The organism is Arthrobacter sp. AQ5-05, assembly GCF_003287975.1.
Lineage (GTDB): Bacteria > Actinomycetota > Actinomycetes > Actinomycetales > Micrococcaceae > Paeniglutamicibacter.
In genome coordinates this window covers 14,274-32,756 of sequence record NZ_QMKQ01000011.1, presented here as the reverse complement: position 1 = coordinate 32,756, position 18,483 = coordinate 14,274, and the positions used below count along the sequence as shown (strand labels likewise).

Here is an 18,483-nt window from a genome sequence, read left to right as displayed (position 1 = left end):
GCCCCGGCACGTTTCAGTCGTCGCTTGCGGCGCCCGGACGCATGGCCTGAATGAAGGCCGGGGCCCCGCCGACACAGAGGTAGCCGCGCCCCGGGGTCACCGCCACCGGAGCCCGGCGCGGCAGGGTCACCCCGAGCAGCTCGCCATCGTAGTCGACGTCGGGGACCAGCAGCACCCCGCAGCGCGACTTGCGCAGCGCCTTGGTCCAGTGCGCATACAGCCCCCGCAGGTCCGCCGCGCGGCCCGCGGCGATCACGCAGACCCGGGCCGAGGAGGCCAGCAGGTTGGCCAGGGACGCATCGGAGTCCTCGAAGCGCTCCGCGTCGTCGATGAGCAGTACCACGGGCCCGCGCTCGAGCCGGATCGAGGCCAGCAGCGCCGGCAGGTCCTCCGGACCCACCGCCACGCGGTCCAGGTCCGCGGTGGCCAGCGGGGAGCGCCTGTCGCAGGCGCCCCAGAGCGCCACGGGCTGCCCATCGGCAGTGGCCGCGGCGCGGATCGACTCGGCCAGGCCCAGCAGCAGCGTGGACTTGCCCGAGCGTGAGGGCCCGGAGATGAGCACGTGCTCGCCCTCGTAGACCTCCAGCACGCCCGGGGCCAGGTCCTCCTCGCGCAACCCGACCGGGAAGCGCCACGGCTCGCCGGCCAGCGAAGCCGGCACGCCGAGCTGGCCGACCGTGAGTTCCCCGGGCAGCCTGCCGATGGCCGCGGGCTTCTGCTCCGCATCCGCCCAGCGCGCCGCCACCCGCTCCACGGCGGCGGCCAGAGAGATGCCGGGGGTGGCGACATGCATCTGGCGCAGCGATCCGGCATCGACGCAGCGGCCGGGGACCGCGGCCGGGACGTTGGACCCGCGCACGCCCAGGGCCGAGTAGTCGTAGGGGTCTGCCAGCCGGTAGAGCCACTTCTGGATGGTGACCTCGTCGATGGCCGAGGGCACCGCCTTGGCCCGGGTCGTGGACACGGCGAAGTGCAGGCCTAGGGCCGGACCGTCGGCGTAGGCGCGGTTCAGCGCGTCAAGCAGGCCCTGCCCGTCGTAGTCGGCGAATTCGTCGCGCAGCGTGGCCAGCCCGTCTATGAGCACCAGTGTTTCGCGGCGCACCTCGGGATCCGCGCGGCGGCGGAGAAGCTCGGTGCGCAGGTGGCGCAGGAAGCGGGCCTGCTGTTCCCTGGATCCGGGGCCGGTGCCCACGTACGCGGAAGTGTGCGGCAGGGCAGTCAGCGGGGCCAAGGCGCGGGAACCGGTGTCCAGCACCAGCAGGTCAAGGTCCTGGGGATCGGTGGCGGCCGCGGCGGCCAGGGCCAGGGAAGCCAGCGTGGTGCTGGTGCCAGACCCGGCGATGCCCAGCAGCAGCAGGTTGCCCCTCGCCAGGTCCCAGCCGGCCGGACGCTGGCGTTGGGCCTCCGGCTCGTCCTTCAATGCAACCTCGATGCAGCGCCCGCGCACCGCTCCGACCACCGGAACCCCGGAGGTCCGGTGCCCCGGCGCAGCTTCGGCAGCCTCGTCCGCGGGGCCGAAGCCGGCCAGGGCGACGCGTTCTCCCAGCGCCACGGGCCACACGGGCCGCGGCACCCCGAAGCCCGCAGCCTGGTGGGCTTCGTTGATGGCCTCGATGAGCTCATCCAGGTCGCTGGCCCCGGACTCGGCGCCCGGGGCCGGGGCCTGGACGGGTGCCCGATGCCCGAAGTGCCCGATCTCGTGGAGCACCAGCTCGGTGGAATCGGCCCGGGAGGCGCGCCCGGTGACCAATGCAGTCTGCACGCCGGTGATCTCGTCCTGTCCCAGCTTGATGTAGGCCCGCCCGGTCTGCGCGCGGGTGATGCCCGCCGCCGCCGGGACGCCGATGACGTTGGAGGAATCGTCGCGGCTTTGCACGCGCAGCGCCACGCGCAGGTTGGTGTTGGCCAGGATGTCATCATTGACCACCCCGGCGGGTCGCTGGGTCGCCAGGATCATGTGCACGCCCAGGGTTCGCCCGACCGCGGCGACCGAGACCAGCGAGGAGAGCACCTCGGGGAAGTCCTTGGCGAGCATCGCGAACTCGTCGACCACCAACAGCAGCCGCGGCATGGTCTCTTCCGGGTTGGTTGCCAGGTAGGCGTCGAGGTTGTCGATGTCCTCCCCGGCCGAGGCGAAGATGCGCTGGCGCCGGGCCATCTCCGCCTCGAGGGAGCGCAGGGCCCGATCGGCCAGCTGCTCGTCGAGGTTGGAGATGGTGCCGATGGTGTGCGGCAGCCCCTCGCAGGCGGCGAACGCGGCGCCGCCCTTGAAGTCGATGAGGATGAAGTTCAGCCTGGTGGCGTCGTTGCGGGCCGCGAGCCCGGCGACCAGCGAGCGCAAGAATTCGCTTTTGCCCGAACCTGTGGTGCCGCCGACCAGCCCGTGCGGCCCGTCCTTGACCAAATCCAGGGACAACGTCCCGGACTCGGAGGTGCCGATGGGGGCGGAGAACCCCTTGGCCTTGGCCCACGCCGCGCGGATCGACTCCGCGTCGGGCGCCGGCATGCCGGGCAGCTCGGGCAGGCGCACCAGGGAGGGCAGGGCCGCGCCTGGGACCACCAGCTCGGGATCCTCAAAGCGGGCCAGGTCCATGGCGCAGCGCTCGGCTGCCCCAAGGCCGAGGCCGGAGAGCACCACGTCGGGAACGAAAGTGAGCTCGCCGAGGTCGTGCACCGAGGCGGCGGCATCGGCGCCGACGGTGATGACGGTGGTGCAGGAGGCGGGCAGCTGTTGCTCGGAGGCGGCGATCACGATGCCGCCCACCCGCGCCCCCTGCGCCGGGCCGCGGGTGCCCAGACCCGGGATGGGGCGTCCGTGGCCCAGCAGCTCGCGCGCCGGGGCATCGCGGCCCTCGGTGAGCACCTCGGAATCGAGCACCAGCAAGGTGGTTCCGCCCGGGGATTCGTCCAGGGACTCGCGCAGGGCCCGCAGCAGGGCGGCGCTGCGCTTGCGGTCATCGGACAGCCAGCGTTCGGCGGTGCCCGGCCGGCGGGTGTGCGGCAGCCAGGAGGCCCACGCCCAGTCCTCGTGGCGCCCGCGGTCGCAGAACACCGCGACGGACAGGTCCGCCGGCCCGGCGTGCACCGCGGCCTGGGTGAGCAGCGAGCGGGCCAGCGCCAAGGCGCCGGCGCGGTCCCCGACGATGCCCACGACCCCGGCGTCGGTGAGGTCCACCAGCACCGGTGCGGCGGGGATCCGGCTGGCTTCCAGGGCCTCGCGGACCAGCTTGTCGGGCACCGGGGCACCACGGCCATCGAGCTTCGGGGCCCAGGGCACGTCCCCGGTCCCGGCGTTCAACGCCAGGAACCCCGGGGAACCGTTTCTGCGCTGCCACAGCGCGGTGGTGGGCAGCGCGGCGATGCGCAGCACCGTTGCAGGGTCGGGGATCCGTGCGTGGCGGCGGGTTCCCTGGGCAGCTGCAGCGTCGGCGACCTCGGCGGCGAAGTCGGCCAGGGCCACGGTGAACCGCTCGTCCTCTTCCTTGAGGTTTCTTTTCCGGCGGTGCTTCTGCTCGAAGAACATTCCCACGGCCATGACCGGGCTCAGCGCGGCGAACATCGCGAAGCGGGCGTCCCCGAGCATCAGGACCATGGCCCCGGCCAGCAGCAACGGGGCCAGCACCGTGATGTAGCTGAACTTGGAGGCCGGCGGGACGTCCTTGCGCACCGGTGCGGACAGCGGATCGGGTTCCGGCGGGTTGCCGGGGCGCGGGGGCCGGTTGAAGGGCGCGGTGGCGGCGGGGGTGAGGTTGTGCAGCGACCCGGGTTCCGGGGCGAGGCTTTCGACGAGCCCCGGGCGCAGCAGCACCGTCGTCCCGCCCATGAGCAGGGTGGCCGGCGCGGTGAGCAGTACGCCGTCCTGGTCAACCGGTTCCCCGGCCAGCAGCGTGCCGTTGGTCGAGCCGGCGTCCCGCACGCGCACTCCCTCGCCCTCTAGCTGCACGCTGGCGTGGTTCCAGGAGGCGCTTTCGGTTCCCAGCACCAGATCCGCCTGCGGGGAGCGGCCGATGACCAGCGGGCGGTGGGCCGGCAGCGGGACGATGGTCCCGGCTTCCAGGCCACCGGAGACCGTGGCGCTCCAGCCGCGCAGCGGCTCCGGGCGTGGGACCGGGGCCAAGGAGATGGTGCTGCCCTCCAGCAGCAGCAACTCGGCAAGCGGGGTGTCGGCGGGCACCGCGGCGGCGTCCACGTAGAGCGTGGAACCGGGGGCCGGGGCGGCGGCGCCGGCGGAAACCAGTAGCTGCGCGAGCGTCGTGGCGGGAGCGAAGCTGCCCAGCTCCCGGTCAAGCCGCTGGCCATCGGTCCGGATCAGCACGCGCACCGCGCGCTCCTTTCGTTGGGGGGAACCTGTGGGTCAGTCTATGGCGGGGCGCGCGAACCAGGAGACCGGCGCACCGCCGGAGGAACCTTGCGGGCGCAGGCCCAGGTCCTGGCCCGAGAGGTGCAGCACCACTACTTCCGCGTCCAGGGCGTCGGGGCGGGTGAAGTCCAGCGCGCCCCCGGCGATCCCGTCCGCGGGGCCGAGCGCGAGGGTGCCGAGGGCCTGGGCGACGTTGGCCGGATTGTTGCTGCCGGCGGCGGAGACCGCACGGACCAGGGCCACCACGGCGTCGTGGCTGCGCGAGTCCGCGGCATGCGCGAGACCGGTGAAGGGCACGTCCCCGGTAAGGTTCATGGCTTCGGGCTCCTGGGCCAGGACCCGCAGGCCGGCGAGGAATCCGGACATGGCACGGCCGGAACCATCCGGGCGCAGGGCCGCGGCGTCCGTGGCGTCCGCGCCGGCGGTGGACAGCCGCCCGGAGGCGGTGCCGCCGGCCTTGGCAAGCTCGGCGGGGAAAGCGGGGCTGGTGGCCCCGGCTGCCAGCACGAGGGGGACGGCGACATTGGCCGATTGCAGGGCATGGACCACGGTGGCTTGTTGGGCCGGGCTGCCCGTGAGCAGGATGGCGTCGGCGGGCTTGGCCACCGGGGCCCGTGGCGGGGTGCCGTCGGCCTTTGCGGGTTCCGCGACCCCGGTGCGCCGGGCGACATCGGTGGCCAGCGCCTCTGGATCGGCGCCCGGCTCGAAGGAAATGCTTGCGGAGACGTCCACGGCATCCGGGGCCCCGCCGCCAGCGTCGATGAGCAGCGGGCGCTTCGCGCCGGCCAGGGCCGAGGACAGTGCCTTGGACAGTTGTGCCTGCGTGGGGCCCGTGCGCCAGGCGGGCCCGGCGGATTCGATCTTGCCCGCGTCATAGGGAAGCAGCACCGGGATCCCGGCGTCGGCCGCGGCCGAGAGCGCGTCGGGAACCTGCGGTCCGTCGGTGGCCACCACGATCCCGGCGACGTTCTCGGAAACCAGCTTTTCCACGGCCGTGCGTGCGCCTTCGGCGGTGCCTCTGTCATCGGCGGTGGACAGGGTGACGGGCGTGCCCGAAAGGGAGAAGCGGTGCGCGGCGACCGCCGCGCCCTGGGCCGCGTCCTTCCACGCCGCGCCGGTCCCGGAGCCGAGCGTCAGCACGACGCCGATCTTGGTGTCGGCAGGGAGGTTGGCGGCGGACAGTGCCACCGGGACGCCTGACTCGACGGGCTCGCCGATTGCGGCGTCGGCCGGTCGGAACAGGAAGACCGACAGGGCGATGACCGCAGCCACTGCCACGACAACAACCCCGGCGGAGATGAGCCCGCGCCGCGTTGCGAGACGGCTCACTTGGCGCTTCCCAGGCGGAAGGAATACAGCGTCTGGGTCGCGGCGCCCGCTGGCACCTCGAGGTGGAAGGTCGGCAGTGCCGACACAGCCTCGAGCGAGGCCTTGAACTGCGCCTGGCGCAGCAGGATCCCCGCGACGTCCTCGGCCCGCACGTTGGCGTAGCCCTGGGCGTTCTTGGTGGCCAGCGCCAGCTGGTAGTCGGCCGTGTCGGCCTTCGCAGCGCTGGTGGCCATGGAGCCGAGCAGGCCGGAGCCGTTGACCTTGCGGTCGCCGAGGTCGAGCATGACCTTGGAAAGGCCGGAGGCCAACAACTTGGAGGCGCCCTCGACGTCCCGCGTCGAGGCCCCGGTGCTCCGCGCGATGCCCTCGAGCGAGGCCGCGGTCTGCTTGCTGACTGCCGCCGTGAGGCTGGCGTCCTGCTTGGCAAGTTCAGCATGCTGCTTGTCGACCGTGGTCTTGGCGTTGGCCTCGACGTCGGCGGCGGTAGCGGACAGGCCGGCCACCGAGCGGTCGAAGGCCTTCACGACTGCGTCGCTGCCCGCGGCGCCCTGGGCGGAGACCACGCGGATCTGGCTGTCGATCAGCGCGGTGACTTCATCGGTCATGGCGTTCTGGGTGTCCGCGAAGGCCTTCTTGAGGCTTCCTTCGAGGGTGTCCTGCTGCGTCTGCAGGGATTGAAGGGCGCCGCCCATCAAATCACGGCTCACCTTGGCCTCCTCGATGCGCGTGTGCAGGTCGGCAATGGAGCCCTTGAGGCTGCCGCCGCCGTTGACGTTGGTTTCCAGGGAGTCGACGCTCTTGCCGATCGCATCGAGGCCGGCCTTGGCAGCCTTGATGGCCTTCTGGAGGTCTTCGTCGGAGACCGGGTCCGTGGTCGCAGAGGCAACCTCTTCCCACGCGACTCTCTGTTCCTTGGCACGCTCGTCCCAGATGCCGGCCTGTTCGCCGACCCAGGACTTCCAGGCAGTGGCTTGGTCACTGGCCTGGTCCGCCCGCTCGCCGGCCTGGACCGTGAGGTCCTTGACGTGGTCGGTCAACGCCTGCTCCTGGTCGGACAACTGCTGGTCCATTGGTTCTTGCTTGGAGAACTTCAACTTGCCGGCCTCGCCGCCGGGGCAGGGCACATCGGTCAGGTACGCGCGAAGCGCTTCGACGTGCTTGCGGTCAAGCTTGTTGTCGTTGGAGCTGCCGGACAGAAGACCCTTCGGGTCGAGGGTGGCTTCTTCTTCGTCTTCGGTCCTGATCAGGCCGCACAACTCGGTCGCGAGTTCGTCGTTCCGGTCCGCCATCTGGGTGTTCCGGTCGAACACCGAGTCAAGCGAGTTGTCATGTTCAATCGGCTCGTAGATCCAGGGGTTCTTCAGCTCGCTGTCCCCGTCCTTGACCAGCTTGACCGCGGCCAGTGCTTCCTTGTGGATGTCATCGATCCGGGTCTGCTCGGCCTTGACCAAGGCCTTGGCTTCATCGTTCACGGCATCGAGCGGGGCGTAGGCGTCCTTGACCGATGCCCTCAGGGCCGCGATGGAGTCCTTGGCCGCTTGGGCCTTGTTGGCTTCGCCCGTGGAAGAGGCTTCGTCAAGCGCCTGGACCTGGGTGGACAGCGCTTCGATGGAATCCGAGAGGTTCCGGTGCTGGGCCCGGGCGCCGGTGATGACCTCCGGCTTCAGGGTGGCGACCAATTCGTCGCCCTGGCCAACCAGTTTCAGCAGGGCGCCGGTCACGGTGATCGAAGAGGCGTGGAACGCGCAGGTCAGGGATGTCTCGGTGCAGTTCTCCGTGTTCGGCTGGGCCGGGCCCACGGTCTTCTGCAGGGCGGTGGCCACCTCGTCGCGGCAGCCTGCGGTCGATTGGGCGTAGCCGTCGAGCTGGGCGGACATCAACACCAGGCTGGAGTAAACGGTCGCGGCCTCGCCGGCCGGAGCGACAACTGCCGAACATCCCTGGCCATTGATCACGGGTCGCGGCACGGCGACCGAGGTGTCGCCCAGCATGTCATCGACGGTGTTCACGGTCTGCGAAAGCTGCGCCAGGGTCGTGGTCTCGGCACCGGTGACGGTGGAATCCAGATCGGTCTTGAGCGAGCCGAGCTGCTCCTTGAGCCCGCTGAGGGTCCCGGCCAGGGAGTCGCTGCTCTCCTTCAGGTGTGCAGCGGTGCTCACGCCCAGGGTCTTCGAGGTGCTCTCCAGGTTGCTGCGCACATCCGTGATGGTGGAGCCGGCACGGCTGAGCACGTCGTTGACCTCGGCGATGAGGTCGATGGTGCGCCGCTGCAGGGCGAGCTCGGAGGTGGGGCTGGTGTCGAACGCGGAGGCCAGCACGCCGTCGACCGAGAGGTCGGTGGACATGCCAGGCTGCACGGCCACATCGATGCCCGGGACGGCGAAGTCGGTGACGTCGGCGACCAGGCGCAGCGTGGTGCTGGCGCCCGTGGCAGGAGGGGCCAGGAGCGTTGCCCACTGGATGACTGCTTCGCCCTCGGGCGAGGCACTGATGATGCCGTTGGTCCCGGCGGAGCCGGAGCCGGATTCGCCCACGATGTTGCCGGGGGAGACGCCCTTGAGCGCCGTGGAGGCGGCGATCGTCATCGGGGCTCCCACGAGCGCCGGTTCGGTGCGGGATTGGCCCGCGACGTCGAAGGTCACGTCCCGCGGGGCCACCGTCAGGTTTTCCACGGTCAAGCCGATCTCGATCCGGCCGGTGTAGCCGGCCAGCTCCTCGAGATTGGTGCCGGTCTTCTCCGCGGTGCGGTACTGCGCGCTCACCCGGACGGGAAGGTCGCTGGCGACCTCGCCCGGGACATAGACGGTGTCTGCGCTGGAGGAATCGCCCGTGGTGTCATCCACCGAGATGGCGGTCCCGTTGACCGCCGAGATCGAACCGTTGGAGGCAAGGGCCACATTTACCGACTGCAGCACGCGCGAGGGCGTGCCGACCACGTTCGGCGCGTTGGTGCACGATGCGGTGAAGGCCACAGCGGCCACTGCCAGGATCGCGCCAGCCGCACGGACGGGCCTCGGGCTGGATGTTCGTGGTGCTGCGTTCTTGTTGGCTGGGCGTGTGCTTGCCACTTGTTCCCCTTCATGTTTCAAATTCCTCTTGAATAATAGGGGGTGCATCGTCTGAATTGGTAAACCCGCGCCGCAGCCAAGTCCGATCATTGACAAGTGAATCCGGCGTGTTGCGCCAAGTTTGCCGCGTTTGCGCGGATGTTGGAAATATGTGCCCCGCGTTACTTGGCCGAGCCTTGTCATCTTGTTAGTGTTATTTCGTTCGAGTCTCCGAATTGCGCATCAGCGCGGGGACATCACCAAGATTCTTGGAGGATTTCATGTCGCGTGTCCTATCAACGGAGCAGGCCAAGACGGCCATTCAGCAGATCCAGGCGATCATCAACGGTGGCTTTACCGACCAAATCAGCCAGTTGGATGCCCAGGGACGGGTCCTGTCGGACCCGAACGTGTGGGACGGCCCCCTGGCTTCCCAGTTCCGCGGTTCGACGTGGCCCGAGACGAAGGCCGCGCTCGACAAGGCACGCACCGAGCTTGAGCAGCTTCGAGGCCAACTGAACCAGATCTCGACGAATATCTTCACCGCGGGCGGCGGAAACTAGCCAGCCTCTGGAACGCCCCCGTTGCCGCCGCAAGGTGGCGCCGCCCCTGGCGGCGGGGGCGTTCTTCGTCTTTACATGTAAGCCGAGTGCCTCTGAGGTTCCTCGGGTCGTTGTTCGGGAACCTGCTGGTTCCGCAGGCTGATGAGGGAGTTTTTGAGTGGCCGATCTGGGGGTCTTTGACCATGACGTTGTGTTCGACAACGGGACGGCAGACGCCCTGATCTCGGCGTTCAACCTTGCGGCGTTGAGCATCGAGGAGCAGTCAGGTTCCCGCTCGTCCCTGGTGGCTACGGCCGGAACCGAGTTCAAGGGACACTTCTCGCAGCTCTTCGCCGACAACGCACGCGTCGCGTCCGCGGACGCGACCGAGCTCGCGGCACGCCTGCGCGAGGCAGCCACCGGCGCCAAGTCGCTGAAGGAAGAAGCCAGCAAGGAAAACGAACGCCGCCGGATGGCCCGCGAATGGAAGCAGCGCCGGGACGAACGCCGGGACAACTTCCTGGCCAAGGGATGGGACTGGGTGTTCGGCGAGGAGGAGCCGCCCGTCGGGCCCCCGGCGCAGGAAGTGAGTATCGAGGCCTCGGCTCCCGTGACCGGGATCAGGCAGACACCGGCCCCCGGCGGTGGCTCCAACACTGGCATATCGGCCGCCCGCCCCAGCGACCTGCGGTCATTCGCCACCGGTTCGGCGAACCTGAACACCGAACTTGCAGGCAGGCCCGCGGCATTGCGCGGGCACCTGGCGGACTTTGCCTCCCGCTGCAGCTACGGCTCCCTGCACGCCAACGGGGTCGTCAGCGGCTTCGACAAGTGGCTCGATGCCAACGACCAGGACGTGGCGTGGGCCTTGGCCATCGCCAACGCCTTTGCCGCGGCCGGTGGCGAAGGAAACGTTTCGCGGCTTGCCGACTCGGCATTGATGGCGGCGCTGGCGGCCCAAGGGGTCGGGGCGACCCGCCAGGACATCGCCATCGACGCGGCCTTCGCCCTCGGCGCCCAGCCGACGACCGGGTATTCGATGGACCCGGTGAACACCTCCACCGGCAACTTCCTGGAAACCGAGGTCGACCTCGGATTCGCGGGAGCCGCGGCAGCGCTGGTGGCCACGCGGACCTACAACTCCCTGGACGAGCGGAGCGGGGCCTTTGGCCTTGGCTGGGCCTCGGTGCTCGACACCCGCCTCGAGCTGGAGGATGAAGGTGCCTGGATGGTGTTGGCAGACGGACGGCACCTGTGGTTCCCCCGCCTCGGAGGGGGCTGGGACCGGGCCGAGGGGGAAAGCTCCTGGCTGGAGAAGGAAATCCCGAGCGATGAGGTACGCGCCAAATACGCGACCGAATCCGCCGAGGTGCTCGTGGTACGCGACAACGCCGGCGCGCGCTGGATGTTCACGATGGCCGGGGCCTGGTTGTCCTCGGACACCGGCCCGGGCACCGCGGTGCTGGCACGCCGGGACGCCGAGGGCCGCATCGCCGAGCTGGCCCACCAACGCGGCCGCTGGGTGCGCACCGAATTCACGGGGGAGCGGATCACGGCGCTCGCGACCTCCGACGGACGCCGCGTGGAGTTCGAATACGACGAGCACGGGCAGTTGCTCTCCGCCGCCGGGCCGGGCGGGGTGCGCCGCTACCGCTGGAACGACGCGGGCCTGATCGAGGCGGTCACCGACGCCGCGGGCGTCGAAGAGGCGGTCAACACCTACGACGAGCACGGACGGGTGAAGGCCCAGGTCTCGGCCTTCGGCCGGGTCACCCGCTTCGCCTACCTGCCCGGCCGCCTCACGGTGGTCTCCGATGCGGACGGGACCCGTTCCAACGCCTGGATCGCCGATGCCAAGGGCCGGCTGGTCGGCGTCATCGACGCCGAAGACAACCGGCAGTCCATGAGCTACGACAGGCACGGCAACCTGGTTTCCACCACCGAGCGCGACGGCTCCCTGACCGTGCACGCCTACGACCGGCGCGGCCGCAAGATCCGCACGCTCACCCCGAGCGGGGCCGACATCACCTACGGTTACGACGAGGCCGACCGCCCGGTGGCAGTGGTGACCGAATCCGGCGCCACCGTGCACTATGAATATGCGGACGACTCCTCGCGCAACCCCTCGCTCATCATCGATCCCGAGGGCGGGCGCACGCAGTTGCACTGGCGCGAGGGCCTGCTGGAGAAAGTCACCGACCCGGTCGGCGTCACCCTGGCCTTCGGCCATGACGCGCACGGGGACCTGTCCACCATCACCAACGCGTTCGGGAACACCGCCACCCTGCACCGCGACGCCGCCGGCCAAGTCACCGAGGCGGTGTCCCCGGGCGGGGCCAGGACCACCTACCTGTATGACGCAAGCGGTCGGCTGAGTTCCCGCCGGGACGCGGACGGGGCGCTGTGGAAGTTCGGGTACGCTCCCGGCGGAGCCCTGGCGGTTGTCACCGACCCGCTCGGCGCCCGCACCGAGATGCATTACGGCCCCCACGGGAAGCTGGCCAAAACCATCGACCCGCTGGGCCGCGCCGTCACGCGCAGCTTCGACGATTTCGGCCTGGTCACGGGCGTCGAGCTGCCCGACGGCTCCCGCTGGGGCTTTGCCCACGACGCGCTCTCGCGCCTGACGCAGGTCACCGATCCGGCAGGGCAACCCTGGTCCCGCGAATACAACAAGAACGGCGAGCTCGCCGTGGTGGTGGACCCGACCGGCGTGCGCCAGCAGATCTCGGCCGACGTGGCATCCGGAACAGTCACCGTGCAGGACGCCTTCGAACGCAGCAGCGTGCGCTGCGACGAGTTCGGCCGGCCCGTGGCCACCGAGCGCGCCGACGGCAGCACCGAGTTGGTCACTTATGACGCGTGCGGCCGCCCGGTTGAACTGGTCGACGCCGAGGGCGGGTTGACCCTGCTGCGCCGCGACGCCGCCGGCCGCGTCATCGAGCACCGTTCCCCGGGCGGGGCCGTCACGAGCTTCGAGTACGACGCCGCGGGCCGCCCGGCCGCGAGCGTCGACCCGACCGGTGTGCGCACCACCCTGGAATACGACGCCGACTCCCGCGTCGTCGCCCGCGTCTTCCCCGGAGGGGAAACCGAGCGCCTGGAATACGACGCTGTCGGCAGGGTTGCCTCCCGCTACACCCCGGGCCGCGGCACCTCGCGCTTCGAGTACGACCTGGCCGGGAGGATGGTCAGGGCCGTCGATTCCTCGTTCGGGCGGCGCAAATTCCGCTACGATGCGGCGGGCCAATTGGTCGAGGCCGTCAACGGACTGGGCGGCAAGACCCGCTACGAGTACGATGCGCGCGGCCGCCTGACCGCAGTCACAGATCCGCTGGGCGCCACCACGCGACGAAGCTACAACGAAGCCGACCAGGTCGTTGCCGAGATCGATCCGCTGGGCCGGAGCACGACAGCGGGGTTCGACCCGGCCGGGCGCCAGCTGTGGCAGTGCGACCCGGAGGGGCGGCGCACCGAATGGCGCTACGACGCCGCCGGCCGCCAGATCTCCCTGGGCGTGGACGGGCAGCAGCTGATGCAGGTCAGCCGCGATGCACGCTCCAGGACCGTGCGGATCACCGACCACACCCGGGAAGGCGGGGCCGCGGTGGAACAGTTGCTGCGCTTCAACCGACGAGGACAGCTCATCCAGCGGCTGCGCAACGGGGACGGTCCGTCGTGGGAATACGACGCGGATGGCAACCGCACGGCCATGGTGGACCCGCAAGGAACACGCACCGAGTTCGGCCACGACGCCGCCGGGCGCGTGGTTGTCGTAGAGCATCCGGTCTTTGGCCGGATTGCCTATGAGCGGGATGCCGCCGGGCGGATGGTCGGCGCGGTCGCCAGCGACGCGGTCCAAAACTGGGACTACGCCGAGGGCGCGGTGGTGCGCCACACGACGACCACCGTCGACGGGGTGACCGAGACCTTCATTCGCCGCGACGCCGACGGACGCATTGCCGCGATCCTGGCCGACGGCACCGAAACCCGGTTCTTCTACGATGCGGCGTGCCAGTTGGAACGTTCGGTGCGCGGGGATGGAGTGGTGTCCGAGTGGCGCTACGACCTTTCCGGCCGGCTGGTCGTGGAATCCGTTGAAGGGCTCGGCGCGGAGCTCGCCTATGACGCTGCGGGCCAGTTGCGTTCCCGCACCGACAATGCCGGAGCCACCACCTATGCGTACGACGGTTTGGGCCGCCGGACCGAGGCCGTGGGCCCCGATGGTTCTGTGCGGTCCTTCGAATGGTCCCCCGCGGGCTGGCTGGATGCCGTGGCCACGGCGGATTCAGCCGGGGATACGTCCCGCAGCGAGTTGTGGGTTGACGCCCTCGGCGAGCTGGCAGAAGTTGATGGCACCGAGGTGTGGTGGGACTCGGCGGAGGTTGCTCCCCGCTTGATGACAGTGGGCGACCAGGCCGTGGTGGCCCTGCCCGGTGGCGTGACAGCCGTCGGCGACACGATGCTCTCGGCCGGATGGCGCAGTGCGCACCCGACGCAGACGGGCAGCCCGTGGGGCACGGCAGCGGATGCCCTCCCGGGTATTCCGCCGGGGTTGGCCGTGGGCGCTTCCGGCGGATTGCAGGTGGCGGGGCTGGACTGGTTCGGTGCCCGCGCCTATGACCCACTGACGCATGGGTTCCTGTCGGTTGATCCGCTGGATCCGGTGGTGGGCTCGGGCTGGGCCGGAAACCCGTATTCTTTTGCCGGCAACGACCCGTTGCATGCGATCGATCCGCTCGGTTTGCAGGCCGTGACCGAGGCGGAGCTGCAGGCGTACCGCGACGGCAACAATGGCGCCCTGGCCGCCGCCGGCGACTGGTGGGCAGATAACTGGGAGTATGTCGCTGGTGGCGCCATGGTGGTGGCAGGTGGGGTCCTCATGGCAACCGGTGTGGGTGGACCAGCGGGAATGATGCTCATCGGTGCCGGGGCCGACGTGATCATCCAAAAAGCCACGACGGGTGACGTCAACTGGGGCCAAACCGCTGTCATGGGGTTGGCCGGAGGATTGGGCGGTCTGGCCATGGCGGGGCGTCTTGGGGCTACCGGAGTAACCGGGATCAAGGCTGCCGTAGGGGAAGGCATAGCCTCGGGCGCGGCTTCCGGTGGCACCGGAAACGCTTACACCTATGCCACCGGACCGGGGCCGCATACGGCGACGGGGTTCCTTGGCGCCTCCGCAATGGGTCTAGTTAGCGGTGGAGCCATGGGAGGCGCAGGAGCAGGCGTCGGTCATAAGATAACGGGACGACTCCTGGCGCCCCTGACGACGCGCCCCAAGGCCGACACCATTGTCATGGGTCGCTGGATGGGAGGACGCGTAATACCGTATGCGGATTCCCATGATTATGGTTACTACAACGCCACGCCACAGCGCATACATAATTTCTTTAAAGATCGCACCAGTGAAGCGTTCACGGAGAAGGTTGATTTAGCGTTCAACAAGGTTTGGATCAATGGGCAGATTAGACAAGGAAAAACGATCGTAGATATTGGGGAGTCGGGTCCGGCCCCGAGCGTGTATTACAACATGGAGCTCGAGTCCGTAAGCGGCTACCCAAAGTATGTCCAGGATACTCAGCGGCCCGTCAACTTGGCCAATCTTCTAGGTGGAAAGATTCAGTAATGAATAATCCAAGGTTTCGTGTCCGGAAGATTTTCATCCCGGATATGCATCGTTCATCTGCGGCCGTGTATGAGGTGGAGGCCGTTCCACGGGGTGCGTCCATTCCCGCGTTCCGTCTGCGGACGCGGTTTCCCGCAGATGTCATGAGCGTGAAGCGGGAACCCGGAAGCAAGTTGGGGTCATCGAACCTGATTGATGCCCAGGATGCGTCCAGGATTGTCGCGGCAGCCGATCGCGCGGCGGGCAGGCGTTGGCCCTTGTGGGCCATGCGTGCCAAGGGCGAGGAGCATGGGCCTTGGCGCGGTTTGGATGGAGACGACGCCGAACCCCTTTGGCCGGAATCGGATGACGCGGCGCGTTCCGACCTCATGCAGTGCCAATGGGTGGCCGAGTGGTTCAGCCGCCTTCTGGGCGAGTCGAGGGTATCGGACGTGTATTCGCTTCTTGGCCAGGGTCTTGCCGGTCCTGCCATGGGGCGACTTGTCTCGGCGTCGATCGACCAGAATTTGTCGGTTCCGCGCAGGTATGCGGTCGCGCTGGATCGAATGGTGCGGCGGTTTGGGGTTGCGGAGAATGAAATCGCTTCCTTATGGGCTCTGGTGCCTGAAGCGGATGGTGTGAGCTCGTGGTCCGAGCTTCTTCCTGTCCCGCGGGTGAGGGCGCGCTGGGTGGGCGAGAGCTCAGAGCAGATGGTGGAAATCGAATTCACGCCAATTCGTGCGTCGGTTCCGGAATGGACGGTGCTGAAAAGGTGCCCCTCGGGTTGGGCCCCTGGACCGAACGAAGCCCACAAGCTGATCGGCGACTTGCTCGATCGGGACTTCGCGAGCATCATCATCAACGGCATCGCGGACGACCAGTTTGCCTCGGTCCATCGGTGGCAGTCTCTATACCCCCAAGATGAACTGAGCTGACCCGGCGTGAAGGCCGCTGGGATCGGAGCCCGGGCTGGCCAGGAAGCTGGACCTTGGCTTGAGGGAGGCATCGGACAGCCGTCGGCCTGTGGCTGCGCCCGATGGCAAAGAGTTCGCTGCTCTTGGGGCGGAACTTTCGCAATTCGAGAAAGCAGTACGTGGCCAGTGGGATTCGCCGGGTTCTTCAGGGTTTTCTTCGGTGACGAACCGACTTTCTCGAGCCGGAATCCCCTGGCCGAGCCCCTTTGAAGCCGTTGCCGAATTGTGACTGGTGGAAACCCGTGCGGTGCCATAGATTGATCCTCAACGTCGTTGTCGCACCACACTTCAATAGGGATCTGACCGCTTGTTTCTTGGTGTTGATTCCTGCTTTCACCGCATTGGGCCTGGGACAGGAACACACAAATGGCAAAGAGTCTCCGCACCGCCCTGCTCACCACCGCGGTGGCCTCCGGGTTGCTGCTCGGCTCCGCCCCCGTGGAAGCACAGATCCTCGAGGGCAAGGCTGAAACAACGCAAGCCGCGGTGACCGAAGGCATTCAAGAACCCGCCGTGCCCGTTGCTGAACCCGCCGATGAAGAACCGAGTCCGACGGCCAAACCGGACCTAGGTGTTGCTGCTACAGAGAACTCGGAAATTGTTGGCGTCGCACCCGTTCAAGGCGAAGCGTCGGTCGATGCCCAGCAGGCTTCCCCGGGCAGCAATTCGGCATCGGAACCGCCTCAAACACTAGTTCCGCCCGAACGCGACACGGCCGAGACCCCCGACGGCGTGGCCGTCGCTGAAACCCAAGGCACCGGTTCGATCACCGCCACCGATCCGGAAGACACCTCGGTTCTCGTAACGGAGTCGGTCACGGAATCGACGATCCCCGGGCCGGCATCCGCGCAGGCAGAGGAATCCGGAGTTCTCGAAAGCAACGGAGTCGGTGCCACCGAGCCTGAGGGTGGGCTAGTTGACCTGCCATGGTGGCTTGAAGGAATCGAAATACCCGAAGGCGCGGAAAACTGGTCCGATGCCGAGTGGGAGGACTTCGTCGCGCAGATCGCCCAAGAGCTCGAGAACGAGCCAGCGTTCCAGGAACTCGATTCCATCGTTGCAGGACTCGTGGAGCACGGCCGGGAATCGGACCTTGATGCGCTGTACGGGCACTTGCTGTGGATGTTCGATGGCAATGAAGCCGCCGCCCAGGAAGCTTTTGAGGAGATCGTGTTCGTACTGATCGAGAACGGCAAGGTGGATGCCGGGATCCTCGATCCGAAGGAATCGGAGTCGCCCCAACCGTCAGCAACGCCGGAACCGACGGAGCCCGACGAAACCCCCAAGCCCGAAATCAAACCCGCCGGAACTGTCACCAAGCCGGTCCTGGACAAGAAGCCGCTCGTCAAGGCGGTCCTCAAGCCGGTCGTGAGTTCACGGACCGGGGATCTGGCCGAGACCGGGTCCGGCGGTGTACTGGTCTACGCCGGGGCAGGTGCCGCATTGCTCCTCCTTGGCGCCGCCGCATTGCGCATGCGCAGGAAGCCGCGGGCCCATTAAGCGTTTCCTTTTGGACCGGTGCGTGACACGATTCGGCTATGACACAGTTTCAGGCTTTGGATACTCAAGAGCTGATTCACCTCTCGGTGACACGGGTGTGGGAACTGCTCACCGACTGGGTTGCGGCCCCGAAATGGATGCCCGGCGTCGACTCCATGGAACCGGAACAACTCACCAGCCCCGGTGCCGTGCTCGACTACCGCTCCGGGACCCACGAACGCCAGCTGCTCATCACGGAGCTGCACGAAGATCAGGTCATTGCCCTGTCCTCCGGCGGCGGAGACATCAGCGTGCTTTACCGCTATGAGCTCACCGAGGAATCCGAGCAAACGCGCGTGCGGTTGACCATCAGCGTGGACGCAGCCGAGGAATTGCGGGACGAGGTCGGGGACCTGCTTTCCGCCATCGCAGGTTCCGAGGCCGGTACCTTGAAGTCGTTGCGTTCCTACGCGGAGGCAGCCCCGTAGCGAAGGGCCGGGTCTCGCCCGGCACCTGTCAGTCGAGGTTGGCCGCGGAAAGATGCTCGAAGACGATGTTGGTTTGCGTCGAGGAGAAGGCGGGGTTTGCCCCGAGGTTCTCGGCCACGAAATCCCGCAGCGACTCGATGGAACCGGTGACGACGTGAACCAGGATGTCCGGTGTCCCGCCAAGCACAAACACGTCCTGGACCTCGGGAAGCCCGCGCAGGGTGCGTGCCGATTCCAGCATGGCGTTGCGTGCCTCGGAGCGCACCACCACCGAAACCATGGCGGCAATGCGCAGGCCCAGCTTGGCCGGATCGATATCGGCATGGAACCCGCGGATCACCCCTGCATCCTGCAGCGCACGGACGCGGCCCAGGCACGTGGACGGGGCGACCCCTGCGCGCGAGGCCAGAAGGTTGTTGGGCATGCGCGCGTCTGCGCTGAGCTCGCGAAGGATCCGCAGGTCGACATCATCGAGGCGAACAGCATTCTGCCAGCCGGCATGGTTTCTGATGGAACCAGAATTTAGCACGAAAAACTCCCGAGTTCTTGGGCACTTGTTCAGGGCTCTATCTAGTGCACCACGAATAATTCTATGATGGGCATTCCCCGTCGTCGTTCACCGAGCGAGGGCAGGGGCTCCCGGCACGCACTCCAGA

The 18,483-nt window shown here is 68.2% G+C and carries 9 protein-coding genes; 5 read left to right on the top strand and 4 right to left on the bottom strand.

The window, feature by feature from the left end; translation table 11 throughout:
• Positions 1–13: 13 nt before the first annotated feature.
• Genes DQ353_RS11135 through DQ353_RS11125 form a run of 3 tightly spaced genes read right to left on the bottom strand, consistent with a single transcriptional unit; the run spans position 14 to position 8,757 of the window.
• Positions 14–4,321 carry a type VII secretion EssC family protein gene (locus DQ353_RS11135; protein WP_113762828.1) on the bottom strand — a complete coding sequence of 1,436 codons (4,308 nt, stop codon included), beginning with the start codon at positions 4,319–4,321 and terminating at the stop codon, positions 14–16.
• 33 nt (positions 4,322–4,354) lie between these two features.
• On the bottom strand, positions 4,355–5,689 hold the full coding sequence (locus DQ353_RS11130; RefSeq protein WP_113762827.1) for a type 1 periplasmic-binding domain-containing protein: 1,335 nt from the start codon (positions 5,687–5,689) through the stop codon (positions 4,355–4,357).
• On the bottom strand, positions 5,686–8,757 hold the full coding sequence (locus DQ353_RS11125; protein WP_181578346.1) for a hypothetical protein: 3,072 nt from the start codon (positions 8,755–8,757) through the stop codon (positions 5,686–5,688). Before DQ353_RS11125 ends, DQ353_RS11130 begins: the two co-directional genes overlap by 4 nt.
• Positions 8,758–9,017: 260 nt before the next feature.
• Between DQ353_RS11125 and DQ353_RS11120 the strand changes: the two genes are divergently transcribed.
• The 5 genes from DQ353_RS11120 (at position 9,018) to DQ353_RS11100 (ending at position 17,827) form a co-directional block, all read left to right on the top strand.
• On the top strand, positions 9,018–9,299 hold the full coding sequence (locus tag DQ353_RS11120; RefSeq protein WP_071214649.1) for a pyrophosphorylase: 282 nt from the start codon (positions 9,018–9,020) through the stop codon (positions 9,297–9,299).
• Between the two features lie 157 nt (positions 9,300–9,456).
• Positions 9,457–14,907, top strand: coding sequence for a DUF6531 domain-containing protein (locus tag DQ353_RS11115; RefSeq protein WP_113762826.1), 5,451 nt, complete (start codon positions 9,457–9,459; stop codon positions 14,905–14,907).
• Positions 14,907–15,821 carry a hypothetical protein gene (locus DQ353_RS11110; RefSeq protein WP_113762825.1) on the top strand — a complete coding sequence of 305 codons (915 nt, stop codon included), beginning with the start codon at positions 14,907–14,909 and terminating at the stop codon, positions 15,819–15,821. The genes DQ353_RS11115 and DQ353_RS11110 overlap by 1 nt, the downstream gene beginning before the upstream one ends.
• Positions 15,822–16,226: 405 nt before the next feature.
• A complete protein-coding gene (locus DQ353_RS11105; protein WP_113762824.1) occupies positions 16,227–17,360 on the top strand; it encodes a hypothetical protein in 1,134 nt (377 codons plus the stop codon).
• Positions 17,361–17,398: 38 nt separating this feature from the next.
• Positions 17,399–17,827, top strand: a complete 429-nt coding sequence (locus DQ353_RS11100) for an SRPBCC family protein (protein WP_113762823.1) — start codon at positions 17,399–17,401, stop codon at positions 17,825–17,827.
• 28 nt (positions 17,828–17,855) lie between these two features.
• Here the strand turns inward: DQ353_RS11100 and DQ353_RS11095 are convergent, their stop codons facing one another.
• Positions 17,856–18,356, bottom strand: coding sequence for an Lrp/AsnC family transcriptional regulator (locus DQ353_RS11095; protein WP_113762822.1), 501 nt, complete (start codon positions 18,354–18,356; stop codon positions 17,856–17,858).
• Positions 18,357–18,483: the final 127 nt, after the last annotated feature.

Coding starts and splice junctions, on each gene's coding strand:
- DQ353_RS11120 (WP_071214649.1), top strand. CDS start 9,018: ATGTCGCGTGTCCTATCAACGGAGCAGGCCAAGACGGCCATTCAGCAG.
- DQ353_RS11110 (WP_113762825.1), top strand. CDS start 14,907: ATGAATAATCCAAGGTTTCGTGTCCGGAAGATTTTCATCCCGGATATG.
- DQ353_RS11105 (WP_113762824.1), top strand. CDS start 16,227: ATGGCAAAGAGTCTCCGCACCGCCCTGCTCACCACCGCGGTGGCCTCC.
- DQ353_RS11100 (WP_113762823.1), top strand. CDS start 17,399: ATGACACAGTTTCAGGCTTTGGATACTCAAGAGCTGATTCACCTCTCG.